This is a genomic window from Parachlamydiales bacterium (genome assembly GCA_041671045.1).
Classification (GTDB): Bacteria; Chlamydiota; Chlamydiia; order Chlamydiales; family JABDDJ01; genus JABDDJ01.
Genome location: JBAZCF010000003.1, coordinates 124,734 through 137,615, shown reverse-complemented (window position 1 = coordinate 137,615; position 12,882 = coordinate 124,734). Strand labels below are relative to the sequence as shown.

Genomic DNA, 12,882 nt, shown 5'->3' with positions numbered 1-12,882 from the left:
TTGAATCCTATGTGAAGATGACTTATTCTATATAATATGTTTTACCAATTTGAAGGGCGTTATGCAAAAGAAATTCATGCTAGCTTTTTTCACAGCTTCTATTCTGCTTTTTTCAACAGGGTATGCCTTTTGTCAGCCTCGTGCGAAAATGATTCAACCACCGGCATTTACGGCAAAAGCTGCGTATGTTAAACCGCAAGATGTGGATCAAGCGGCCTGGGATGCTATTGAGCCCTATTTTTTACCGCCTGACAACCCTTTAAAGAAAAAATTAGACCGTTTATTTTCCACTAGTCGATTGACATCATCCTCAAAAGCATTAAAAGCCGCAGGCTTTACTCCGCTAGAAGACAAAGAGCAAGATTTGATAGTAGCTACGCATCCGGAACTCCCGGGCTACTTAATAAAATTATATTATGACAATCACAATGTGAAAGATAGACCCGGAATGCCAGGAGAAGGTCAATACTGGATCAACCGTATTTTGGGTGTTGAGCGTGTAAATAACTCCATCAGAAAGCATAACTACGAAAATATTTTTGTGGTGCCTGACAAATGGATTTATCCGCTTCCCAACAAGCCTGCCCCCACTTGCTTGAATTCTGCAGCATGCTTCCCTAAACACTTTGTCTTGGTTTCTATTGAGTTGAACCTTGTCTCCCATAAAGAAAATGAGAAACTCTATAAAGAAATTTCAGATCCAAAAATTCTAGAAGCATTGTATACTGTTATGCAAGAATCTCATTTGTACGACAGTGTTTATATTGACAATAACATTTTCACCCGAGAGGGTAAAATTGCCTTTATCGACACTGAAGATTTTGATAGGAAGCCTATCTTATTCAATGAGATGACAGTCTATTTCAATCCTGACATGCAGCGTTATTGGTTAAAGCTCCTGCAGGAAAGAGGTGCGACTATAAAAGCTAAAACAAGTAATGAATAGAAAAAAATAATCAAGGAAGAAAACAAATGTCATTTGGTACCAACGCTGTTGCAAGATCCTCCAAGTTTTATTATACAGAAGATCCAGTCCCAGTAAGCGATACTCAATACCGCAATATAGTGCTCCAAGCTTTCGGTGGTAAAGCTACAGATTCACTTCAATTTTTATCGGTACAGAGAATTACTCATGCCTTGAGTTCAGCTAACAAACCCGTTGAATTCTTTCAAAATGATGAGATGGCGACTAAAATTGCGGAGCTTAAATACAACGCCCGCAATATGACTTCGCAGCAAATATTATCGGCTCTAGGAGTATAATTTTTGATGGAGTGCGGCTGAATGCCGCACTCCTAACGATTAACTTAATTCTTCTTGTTCTTTAAGTTGTTTCTTTTGTGAGGTGAGTTCCATGGAACGCTTCACAACTCCCCAAATGATAATAACCAGCAATAGCGGATAGCACACTTGCAAAGCAGGTGATGTAACGGCAGTGATCCCTTCTAAGCCAGTAATGGACATAAAGTAGCTGACTAGCGATGTAAGCACTAGTGAGACCATATACATGGACTTGTTGCGGAAGACAGAGTTTGTTAAAAAGTCTGTAAATACTGAGACCAAAGCCACGGAAGTTGTGATGCACGCAAGGAAAATTGCTGCGGCGGCGATACCGCCTAAATGAGTACCTAAAGTTACCATAGCTAAGTGTGCTAGCATTTGTTCTTTATTCACATTCACTAAATCCGCACTATGCGTTGCAGCAGTGTATAGTAAAGCTGAGTAGACAACGGCAAGAGTGATGGCAGCGACGAATCCGGCTTTGAAAGTCAGCTTTAGGTTGGAAGAAAGAGATCCGCCTTGCTTTTGCAGAAGTGCGATGACTGAAGCACTGAAAAAGAAGGAAGCGATCAAATCCATCGTATTATAGCCTTCCTTTAAACTTTGGAAGACTAGGTTTGCTGTATCAAGGCTAGAGGAAGTAGTAGGCATAGAAGTCAATCCTCCGAAGAAGATTGCCGCTAAGCAGATCAGAAGTATCGGAGTTAAATAGGCGCCGAGAATATTTAGCATACGGCTGCCTTGAACCACGATAAATGCCGCTATCAAACTATAGATGGCACCGTAAGTCCAGGCATTTCCGATGGGAAGGTAGGTGCTAAGGCTTGCAAAACTTAAGGAGATACAGCGGGGGGCTGAGCCGAAGGGAATCCATACTAATAATAGGACGAGCGTAAGTAAGAATCCCCAAGGACGACCTAATAGATCAAAAAACTTCTTGGAATGACCTTCAAACATTACCATAGCGATAATCCCTAATAAGGGCAGGCAAACTGCGGTGATCATGAATCCAAAGAGAGCAATAAGCCAGTTATCTTGGGCGACTTGACCGAGGAAAAGAGGGAATATGAGGTTTCCCGATCCAAAAAACATACAAAAGAGGGCTAATCCCACAACAATGGGAGATGGTTTAGAAGAATTTTCTTTCATTTTGAAATCCGTTTAAATTTTTATTTTTTACTGAAAATGAATAGGAAGGAGCGAAAGTATTAACCCTTACGGGTTGTAGTACCTGTAGAAGCAAAAAGATTGAAATCACTATTAGAAAAAGGACGGAACATTAAGTTTTCTCCATAAAAAATAAAGCTTACTTATAAATAACATTATACGCAAGAGATATGAAGATTGAATAAAGGATGTAATTTTGGATTTTTTTCTAATAGATTATTAGATGATAATACGCTTTGGATGTTCTATTTCTAACCTTTGTTTAAGCAAAAAATATTCTTCTTTAGTTAAAACAAGCTCACCAAATCCTTCTGTTATACGACGTTGAAGATTATTAAGGATCTCAGCTTCGACTAACTCTTTATCACCCGGACAATTTTTATTATTCATGTACCCCCCTGGATGATTTGATTATACGTTAACCCGTGATTACGTCCTAATCTCGCTGGAGAAAGAATCCCATACAAACCTTTTTCATAGGGTTAGTATGGGATTCTTATTTAGTGGCGAATATTTTGTACGGCTATCGAGATATGGAAAGGATGCCCTTGTAACAAAGGCTTAAGACCGTATTTTGTTCGTAAAGCTTCGAGTTCCGGGGAATTTACCCTTAAAATAATATATCTTTTTCTTCCTGCATTAACCGTCGTTATCGACTCGGGTGTAAATGTAAATTTCTTACCTACTTCAGCGATTTGAGGAAGGTTTTTTGTCTCTTCTTCATAGAAAACGCTAATATGCGCTCCGGGGGAATCCGCGCGACGGAAATAAGGGGGCATTGTATAGTCGGGTGCATCAAGCAGTGGGAAAATCTCCTTAATATAATTGTCATCGACCTTTAAGTAGATGTAGCCTCTTCCGTTTTCGGTTAACGTTCCAATATCTTCATGCAATTGTAAGGGGCCGGATCTTGTATCGACTGCTGTTGCTTGAGGAGCAGTATCTACTGCGCCCATCATATGTGACGTGCAAAGAACAGCAAATGCACAGAGAAGAGTTGATAATAATTTCTTCATAGAATTTCCTTTTTATTTCTATATTTAAGATTCTCATCTAAAAGGTATTTTTAGTCTAATAAAGGAACATTTATGCGCGCGATGGTCTACGTAGGAAAACCGGAACTTGAATTACAAGAAGTGCCCATCCCTATTCCTAAAGAGAATGAAGTGCTACTTGAGGTGCTCGCCTGCGGAGTCTGCCGTACTGATCTCCACATCGTAGACAAAGATATCATCCCACCCCACCTACCCATCATTCCGGGCCATCAGATAGTAGGCAAAGTGACAGCTTTAGGCAAAGATGCAACGAAATTTAAACTGGGCTCATATGTAGGAGTACCGTGGTTGGGTGGCTGTTGCTTTCACTGCCCTTTTTGCCTAAGGAATGAAGAGAACCTTTGTGATTTTCCGGTGTTTACAGGATTTACCCGTAATGGCGGATATGCGGAATACTGCACAGCGAATGAGGAATTTTGTTTTCACATACCAAAAACATATCCACCGGAGAAAGCCGCACCCCTATTATGCGCCGGATTAATAGGGTATAGAGCGTTAAAGTTATGCGGACCAGTCAACGACATAGGGATGGTAGGATTTGGTGCATCGGCACATATCATCACGCAAGCAGCGAGACATTTAGGCAAAAATATTTTTGCCTTCACGCGTGCAGGAGATAAAAACAAACAAGACTTTGCACTAAGGTTAGGTGCTGCTTGGTCCGGCTCTATCGAAGCTCCTCCCGAAAAATTGCTTGATGCGGTTATAATCTTTGCGAGCGAAGGTGCATTAGTCCCCCAAGCCTTAAAACTCGTCCGTAAGGGAGGGGTAGTTGTCTGCGCAGGCATACATATGAGTGATATTTCGGCTTTCCCTTATAAAGACTTATGGGAAGAAAGAGTAATACGCTCTGTGGCAAACTTGACAAGGCAGGATGGGTTGGAGTTTTTGCTGTTGGCAGAGAAGTACCCACTGGCAGTAGAGACTACGGTTTATCCACTGGACAAAGCTAATCAAGCTTTAAAGGATCTTCGCAACGGAAAATTTAACGGATCAGCAGTGATATGTCCTTAGTCTTATTGATGTATGCTTTGTTTGCTAGTGTCTTTACAGTCGGTAAAGTAGCTTTAGATGTTTCGGGGCCCTTTTTTTTAACAGGGGTCCGCATGCTGGCAGCGGGTATTGTTTTGTTAGCTTATGTAAGAATACGCCACCCGGAAGAATTTCGCATTCCGTTCAGGCTTTGGCCTCTGCTATTTTGGGTAGGTTTATTTAATGTGTTCATTACCAATGCCTTTGAGTTTTGGGGACTGCAATATATGCTTTCCTCCAAAACATGCCTGATCTATAGCTTATCTCCTTTTGCTGCGGTATTCTTATCCTATTTATTCTTAGGCGAAACTATGTCGCCCTTCAAGTGGTTGGGAATGGCCATCGGTGTAGCAGGATTTATCCCTCTCTTTGCAGGTCCTTGGATAAATGAGGGCGTTGAAGCAACAAGTGTATTAGAAAACTGGGCCGAAATCGCCTTGACCATCTCAGCCATCACGGCAGTCATTGGATGGATTTTCGTGAAGAAGTTGACGGTAGGAGAAAAATATTCAGGAGTGATGGTCAACGCTGTCAGCTTTGTAATTGGAGCAGTGCTATGTTTTATCGTTTCAGGTTTTACCGAAGCTTGGGACCCCTTTCCTGTTACAGAATGGAACACATTTTGGCTTTCTGTAGCGTACATTGCAGTGATACATAATATCATCTGCTACAACATCTATGCGCTGTCGCTCAAAAAATTCACGGTCACCTTTATGGCATTTGCAGGCCTCTCTAACCCCCTATTTACGGCTATCTACGGATGGTATTTTCTGAACGAACCCCTCACACTCCCCTTCTTCGTAGCTTTGGGTGGCGCAGGAATAGGCTTGGGACTATTTTATCGGGAAGAACGTAAAAGTATGTGGGCTACAGCGTCAACATGCATAGTATCCCTGATGGTACTGCAAAGCTGCGAAACAGTAGTGGATAAACCTGCAGCGCAATATGTTCAGATCGTGGACAGAACATACCGCCCGTTATATCAATCATTGCTGCCGGAAGGTTGGAGTAAAGAAGACCCCTTACCTGATAGCGGTTTGGCAGATACGATGAAACCGATAGCTACTATGCAGGTAGAAGACATTACGATTACAGTACATAACTTTCCTAGCTCTTCTCTGGAACAGCGGATCCCTCCTCAAGCTCAAATAACACGCTGGGAAAAGCAATTTACAACATTAGACGAGGACACTATAGCCATCCAATCCGTTGGCCATAGCGGGTTTTTAGGTCTGCAGTTTGAAGCCTCCGGAATAGTTAAGGGACAAGAAGTCGCAACTTTGGCGTGGATCTTTCAGCTCGCTCCCGAACATTACTATGCTTTAGACGCAACACACCCCAATGACATGCAAAGAAAAGCTGATTGGACAATAAAAGCTGTCGGTTCAAAGGAAAGCATTGAAAAGCATAAGCAAAGTATTTTATTGTTCGCTCATTCTTTTGAGTTAATAGATGAGATTCCTTAGACAAGTTCTTAGCAGTGTGTGGCATTTTATTGGAAGTTTCCGCTTTGCCTTAGTGTTAATTGCCTCCACCGCCTTCTTTGTGATTGCAGGGACATGGATTGAAGGCTGCACCGGGTCTCATTGGTGTGCTGCTTATTATACATATAGCAGCCCTTTCTTCGCCTTATTGCTCTGGGGTTATTTCGTTAATATCTTAGTTTCGGCATTACGCCGCTGGCCCTATCGAAAAGCACATATTCCCTTTCTTTTGACTCATTTAGGTTTGTTGATGCTGATTGGCGGAGTGTTAACCAAAATCTATTTTGGTACACAAGGGGCTTTAGCCTTAACAGAAGGCAAGGGAAACGATGAGATATTTATCAATCCTTCGGAAGCGCTCTATATTGAAACAGTGAACAGCAAAGGAATCCTCCCCCTACACGTCAAGGGTGCTGTCGGCACCTTAAAATACACTATTCTGGAACAGACCCCGCATAGCGAGCAGGAATGGGTTGCATGGATGAAAGAAGGCTTCCTAACGCTTAAAGGGATGCCCTTGGTTGCCTTAGAAAGTGAACCGCTTATCCTTGCCGATCAAGCTCCTTGGCATGTGCTTGCTACTTCCCATCCCTGGGAGGTGATTTATCCCAAATACGCTAAAGTACGCATCAGCAATGACCTCACACAAAATGCTATCGCAGAAATTCCTCTGGAAAATTTCCTATCCGAAGGGTTCATACATCCACCTTACCAATTTAGCGGAAAACTCGAGCTTAAGCATCTAAATGTACGCATTCTGAATGATGAGACGGACACCTCTGAAAATATAGAGATTTCCATCGATGGACAAGTACCCACGCCCTACCCCAAAAGAGACGAGATCCTGCTACCCCGGTTATATAGCGTTTCAGTCCATTCACTCCCCTTGGTGGTTTTCCATTCAGTGCAGCACAAAAACCCCTCCATTACACTTATAAATAGTGCAGGAGAGGTCTACGAAATAGCAGATAATGAGACTTCTCTTTTTGCCTATGCACGCGGTTTTGGCGGGTATGCTGCCATCCTTGAAAAAGACTGGCCGGCAATACCGGATTACAGACAGCAACGCTGGGACGAAGTAAGTCATGCTCTAGGAGATGCATTAAATAAAGGCGCCCTGCTCCAGCCTATTCAGTTACTGCAAAAAGTTGGAAAGCCCTTAGCAAACACTTTAATAGAGGTGCTGGAACAATGGATCCATTCAGGAACATGGCTGAGCAGCTCTCTGCCTTATGCAAATGAGATAGATTGGACCAAAGCAAATCCTAGTGATCTAGTTAAATGGAAACAACAAGCCGCCTTATTCCAACTGCTGCAAGCTACCGCAGGACAGGGTGAAGATGTGATGGGAAAGCTAGCGAAAATGCTGCATGTAGAATCCACGGATAAACAACAACTTCTCCATACATTGCTGTACTATGCGGATACATTGGCCCCTTACTTGCCGCCTCTCATGCCTTCAAATAGTCTTATCCTTTCAGCAGCACTCAGAGACAGCGGAATCCACCCGGAATTATTTGTAGAAGAGTTCCCGCTTGCTAAAGCAGAACAGCCTTTGAAAATTGAGTCCAAACTTCATTCTGAAGTTTCTCTCCAATCCTCGCTTACAAAATGGGAGGACAACCGCCCTGCAGTTTTAATGCAGTTTAAGGACGGAAAAAAAGAAGAAAGAGTGCACCTCCATTTTGACAAGTATGGCTCACAGTTGAAAGTACCCATTCTCGATGGGAAGTACTTAGTCCGGTATCAGTCTGCAGTAGAAAAAATCCCCTATCGATTAAGGCTGAAGGAAGCACGGCAGATCAACTATCCCGGGACAAACCAACCCTTTAGTTTTGAGGCTGACATTGCCATTTCAGGGAATGATTTCAGAGAGGATGCAACCATTAGCATGAACAATGTCTATGAAACCTGGGATGGTTACCGTTTTTACCTTGCTAACATCCAATCTGGTAAAAGGGAAGACCTGCAGCATGTACAGATTGTAGTCAACCGGGATCCTGCAAAATACATTCTCACCATGCCGGGATTTATCCTGCTCTTGATAGGTGCGTTTTGGCTACTTCTAAGATTTAGCGCACGTTGATATTAAACCCCAACTTGCGCCTTTGATCACTCTTAAGCACAAGTTGGTTTTAAGGCCTCACACTTTTCTATCCAGCCTCAATAAGCCGTTGATTAAGTTAATCTTGTAACGCAAGGTCTCTTCAGTTTCAACCTTAGTCTCGGTTGGAAGTTCCTCAGGCGGCATGTCCCACTCACTATCTATTATTTTCTGTACGATGGTCGTTTGTACAGTCGTTTTCTCACTTAAGACAATGATCTGGTAGTACGTGATTGGATCTTCTACTTCATATTTTTCTGTGAGGTCAGGATCAATGACCATAAACTGATCCTGCTTACCGTTGACATTTACCGTACAATCGATCTTGGTTTCTTTTACAACCATCTCCAGAGGGGCAAATTTTAAAAGTTTTTGGCTAAACTCTCTTTCTAGCACGGGCTTGCCGGTTAATCCAACAAGGATATTTACGTAATCCCTTTTCTTTTCCAGTATTGCAGCAAAGATCTTGTCTTTGCTTCCTTCTTGATTTAAAATAAACAGAATTTTTTCCTGCGTTAATTCCTCATCTTTCACCGCAAAATGATTTTCAATTTCATCCTTAGAAAAGATCTCCCGGATCGTATTAAGGTCTAATGACATTGACTGACGGTTTTCAAACGTCCTTGAATGTCTTCTTTGAATGTCTCTTTTAAAGGGGTTGGACTCTTCTTTCTTCCCCTGTGGAGAAGTAACCTGTTGCGATTCTACTGCTATAACAGCAATGGGGGGGGGAATGGCCTCTTGCGGAGAAGCAAGTTGTTGCGATTCTACTTCTACAGCAGTGACAGGAGGTTTAACGATCTCTGCAGGCTTACTTGCGATTTTTTCTTGTTCCTTTGCAATGTGTTCATCAAATTTAAACTTTTTCCTCGGAGTATGAGCTGCAGATGTAATACCGGCTTCTAAGTTTTGAAATTGAGGGCTCTGCAGCAGGGTCGTTGCAAAGTTCTTCTTTGCATCTTTTTCAAATTTCACTTCATAAATCTCTTCTAAAAAGGAAGATGCATTAGAGATTTTTTTTGGAGGATCCTGCAGTTTTTTTGCTATATCTTCCCACGCATTGGATTCTACTGTGGGATTTGCATCTTTAAGGCGCAGGAGGGCTTGCGAGTTGATAAAATTTAGAAGATCCTGTTCATATGTTTTAAATTTTTTCCAATCACATAGAATAGCTTCTTCCATTTTTTCACAATTTTTCTTTTCTGAGAGAGCTTTCATATAAGTAAAGGTATTCACAATGGAGCGTACAGCCTCAATGACAAACAGCTCATCTTTGTAAGATACCTTTTCCCTAACTTTTACAAACTCTCCGCCAAATTCATCTCTTTTGAACCAGGCTTTGGTACCAGGCGGCCATTTTGCAATTTCCTCTAAAGCTGTTTTTAAAAGATCAAAATTCCACACTACGAAATTGTCAAAGAGAGGAAAGTTCACAAACATATTTAAAGCTGTTTGCTGAATATTAGATAATGTCATTGACATTACTTTCCTATCGTAATACTTTTCCAAGGTACACATGTTAGTAACAGCAGCTTTTAAAGCCAGTTCTACGCCATAGGTTTCGTCAAAAAGACTTTCATCTTCTGCTGTCAATGGTGTTTTTTTTTGGCGGACTAACATCCTATTCCGCGAAGCCACTTCCAAAGCAGATAAGATATAATTAGGGTTGAAAGCTGAATACCATTTTCGAGATACCTTGCTGCGAATGAAATTCACAGGATTGTATGAAACAGCACGTTCATCTTTAGAAATTACACGTTTTTCTGAATCAAAAATGGGCGCATCGCCATTTGTAAAATGCGCTAAAGACTCAAAAAACACTTTTGAACTTATATAACCCCAACACAGGTCTACTTTATGCTTATCTTTTCCAATTTGTGCGAATGAGAGCGGATATTTTACTTCAAAGGATGGGCTGCGGGTTGCTTCTGTACTACTCATTGGATCCTCCGATAATTCACCAATAGAATAAAGTATGCGTACATACTCTAAAATTAAGAAAAGATAGTAAGCCGATATGACAACAAAAAGTTATTTTGATATCTTAATTTGATGTATCAAGGTCAAAACGAATTTACGTCAATATTATACTGTCAGAATTTATGAAATTTATTTTTACACTTTTCTTCTCCCTTTTACTTCCTGTGCTAGCGCATGCTGATATCAATGACATCCCTGTGCATTTCAATGGAAGATATAGGCCTTATGCTGCGCTTGAAAAAGACGAAAGGTTAAAGCCTTTAGACGAAATTCTGACACTGCCCAATCGGCATACTCCCTCTTTCTGGGAACCTCTCAAGAAAATCTCCTTAGACCAAAAGAACTTTACAGCCTATTCAGATAAGAGCTATGCGCAAATACACGCAGCCTATTCCCGCTGGCTTAAGGCAGCAGACCCCCTATCGGGTATCGAGGCTGAAGAACTGACTCAAGCCCTTTTGGGAGGGTATGCTGAAATCGCTTCAAAACCCTATTTAAAATCTGTGCAAAAGGAACTTCGATTTCCATCCCTCACACAGTTAAAAGCCGAAAAACTCTATGTGACAGTACCCTGGGTCAAAGTCTCATTTATTCTATTTACCCTTGCAGCCATAATTTGTGCCTATGGACACCTTTCATTTGCAAAATGGGCTGCAAGCATAGGCTTCAGCATACTAACAGTAACTATAGCCTTGAGGATGTATATTTTACAAAGGCCTCCCGTATCCAATATGACCGAAACCCTGCTATTTGTTCCTTGGATTGCCGTTCTAGTGGGTTTAGTGTTCAAGAAAGAAGCTTTATTGATCTCTACTTCTTTGGCAGCACTTTTATTAGGAATTTCCATCTTTGCAAAAATGGGGCATGCGCTTGAGAACGTTCAAGCGGTATTAGACTCCAACTACTGGTTAACAATCCATGTACTACTCGTGGTAGGAAGCTATGCACTTTTCCTTCTGTCAGGTTTAGCCGGACATGCCTACCTCGCCGCACTTGCATGGAATAAGCAAGGACAGCTAAATCCCTGGGCCAAGCTTGTAAAAAATACTTCTTATCTTGGATTGGGAATGCTTATTCCCGGTACAATTCTGGGCGGCATATGGGCTGCGCAGAGCTGGGGCCGCTTCTGGGACTGGGATCCTAAAGAGTCATGGGCCTTTATTACAATCTTAGCCTATCTTATCGGATTGCATGCCTATCGCTATAAGGTCATTGGAGATAAGGGACTTGCGCTTTCTGCTATTATAGGTGCTTGGGCAGTTACCTTTACTTGGTATGGCGTGAACTATATTTTGGGGACCGGTTTGCATAGTTACGGCTTTGGAAATGGGGGTGAATGGTTTTATGCTTTTGCCATCTTAGCCGACGCTATTGTTGTAGGATATCTGTATTGCTATTCGACAAAAAAATGGGCCCATGAATAAGTAATTATTCTTTTTAGTTATTTGCTTAGCTGGTGTATATTTCCTCTGCAAAAAGAGGAGTTTCATTATGCCTATACGTTCTGTAGATTTTGTTTGCATTTGCTATGATGTAGCCGGAACGAATGTTTTCAAGCCTGTCATCCAAGACCTTGCGGATAGAGGTTATGGATATACCATTGTAGCAATGGGCTCCGCTGCCGCTAACGCGGTAAAGGTCACTAAATTCCCTGAAAGCAACGTCAAAAATATTACAGAGCTAGGGTCTGAAACAGGTGTCCCTGCAAAAGGTTGGGAACGGGGCCAAAAGCTTCCTAAGAAAGATGTCGAAACTATCGTTCAATCAATTATGAATATGCATCCTGAAGCTATTCTGGTGGAATCATCATCCCGCGTGCAACACCAGATTGCTAAAGCACTGTGTAATAACGGTTTCCCTAGAGAGTGCTTGTTTGTTTACTATGACAATATGAATATGTGCATTCATGATAATCCTAACGCTGCACTCATTCTTCGCTTTGTAAATAGCAATTTTCAAATGCTGCTTCCGACTTTCTTTATTGAAGATAATTTAAAAGCAAACTCCCCTGACATTTCCGCAAGGAACTTCAAAGTGGTAGGTCATCCAGGAGTCGAGGCAGCCGTAGCCGTAGAACAAATGGAAACGTTAAGAAGCCAAAGCACAGCCATCTATCAGAAACTGAATATCAGAGAGGGTGAATTCATACTTTCATTTCTAGGCGGTTATTTGAATGGATATGAGGAAGCATTTGAACTTTTTGTTAAACAGGTCAAAATGCTTAGAGAAGCACTACCTCTCTATAATGGAGTCCAGATAGTTGTTACGGTACATCCTAAATTGAATGATGAAAGCAAAAATGATCTACACGAATTCAAAATGCTTGAGAAATACGGTATAGAAAATTATACGATTGTGCAGGGTCAAAAGCTGCATAAAAGATATGGAGATCTCTTTGAAATTCCTTTCGAAACACTGGTGTGTACTGAAACTTCACCTGCAACATCGAGAGATGTTATGTCTATCAGCAGCTTAACTCTTTCTCAAAGTTCAACACTCATTCCTGAAGCTGTACTTGCGCAAATTCCCGCCCATTTTGTCAATCCAACTACTCAGAAAAATACGATGGTAGATTGCGGGCTATGCCAAAACCTGAATCAAGAAGACTCTTTAGTAGAGTACTTTAACTCTAATAAAGTCCAGTCTACCTTAAGTCAAGAACAGCTTTTCTTTAAAGCTCAACTATTGAGAAACGCAGTCCAGCGTATAAGTACACTGTTGTTACAGGCCATTAAAACACCGGACGCGGTAGCAATCTAAAATCTTATAAAGCGAGTGC

The 12,882-nt window shown here is 41.5% G+C and carries 11 protein-coding genes; 7 read left to right on the top strand and 4 right to left on the bottom strand.

What is annotated here, in order from left to right; translation table 11 throughout:
- Positions 1 to 61 precede the first annotated feature (61 nt).
- On the top strand, positions 62 to 946 hold the full coding sequence (locus tag WC222_05160; protein MFA6915766.1) for a hypothetical protein: 885 nt from the start codon (positions 62 to 64) through the stop codon (positions 944 to 946).
- A 26-nt stretch (positions 947 to 972) separates the two neighbouring features.
- Positions 973 to 1,263, top strand: coding sequence for a hypothetical protein (locus WC222_05155; protein ID MFA6915765.1), 291 nt, complete (start codon positions 973 to 975; stop codon positions 1,261 to 1,263).
- A 39-nt stretch (positions 1,264 to 1,302) separates the two neighbouring features.
- On the opposite strand, the gene WC222_05150 is transcribed toward WC222_05155, so the two are convergent.
- From WC222_05150 to WC222_05140, 3 genes are all read right to left on the bottom strand, one after another.
- A complete protein-coding gene (locus WC222_05150) occupies positions 1,303 to 2,430 on the bottom strand; it encodes a branched-chain amino acid transport system II carrier protein (protein ID MFA6915764.1) in 1,128 nt (375 codons plus the stop codon).
- Between the two features lie 237 nt (positions 2,431 to 2,667).
- The gene (locus WC222_05145; GenBank protein ID MFA6915763.1) at positions 2,668 to 2,838 is read right to left on the bottom strand and encodes a hypothetical protein; all 171 of its coding nucleotides are present in this window, start codon (positions 2,836 to 2,838) and stop codon (positions 2,668 to 2,670) included.
- A 110-nt stretch (positions 2,839 to 2,948) separates the two neighbouring features.
- A complete protein-coding gene (locus WC222_05140) occupies positions 2,949 to 3,464 on the bottom strand; it encodes a hypothetical protein (protein ID MFA6915762.1) in 516 nt (171 codons plus the stop codon).
- Between the two features lie 72 nt (positions 3,465 to 3,536).
- Here WC222_05140 and WC222_05135 point away from each other — a divergent pair, with 72 nt between their 5' ends.
- From WC222_05135 to WC222_05125, 3 genes are read left to right on the top strand one after another with little or no spacing between them, the layout of a single operon-like run.
- The gene (locus WC222_05135; protein ID MFA6915761.1) at positions 3,537 to 4,517 is read left to right on the top strand and encodes a zinc-dependent alcohol dehydrogenase family protein; all 981 of its coding nucleotides are present in this window, start codon (positions 3,537 to 3,539) and stop codon (positions 4,515 to 4,517) included.
- Positions 4,508 to 6,001 carry a DMT family transporter gene (locus WC222_05130; protein MFA6915760.1) on the top strand — a complete coding sequence of 498 codons (1,494 nt, stop codon included), beginning with the start codon at positions 4,508 to 4,510 and terminating at the stop codon, positions 5,999 to 6,001. Before WC222_05135 ends, WC222_05130 begins: the two co-directional genes overlap by 10 nt.
- Positions 5,988 to 8,105 carry a hypothetical protein gene (locus WC222_05125; GenBank protein MFA6915759.1) on the top strand — a complete coding sequence of 706 codons (2,118 nt, stop codon included), beginning with the start codon at positions 5,988 to 5,990 and terminating at the stop codon, positions 8,103 to 8,105. Before WC222_05130 ends, WC222_05125 begins: the two co-directional genes overlap by 14 nt.
- A 57-nt stretch (positions 8,106 to 8,162) precedes the next feature.
- Here WC222_05125 and WC222_05120 read toward each other — a convergent pair whose 3' ends face one another.
- Entirely contained in the window at positions 8,163 to 10,064 is a 1,902-nt protein-coding gene (locus WC222_05120; protein ID MFA6915758.1) for a hypothetical protein, read from the bottom strand.
- A 161-nt stretch (positions 10,065 to 10,225) separates the two neighbouring features.
- On the opposite strand from WC222_05120, the gene ccsA reads away from it, so the two are divergent.
- Positions 10,226 to 11,527: a cytochrome c biogenesis protein CcsA gene (gene ccsA, locus WC222_05115; GenBank protein MFA6915757.1), complete on the top strand. Its 1,302-nt coding sequence runs from the start codon at positions 10,226 to 10,228 to the stop codon at positions 11,525 to 11,527.
- 67 nt (positions 11,528 to 11,594) lie between these two features.
- Complete coding sequence (locus tag WC222_05110) at positions 11,595 to 12,863, top strand: hypothetical protein (GenBank protein MFA6915756.1); 1,269 nt, start codon at positions 11,595 to 11,597, stop codon at positions 12,861 to 12,863.
- Positions 12,864 to 12,882: the final 19 nt, after the last annotated feature.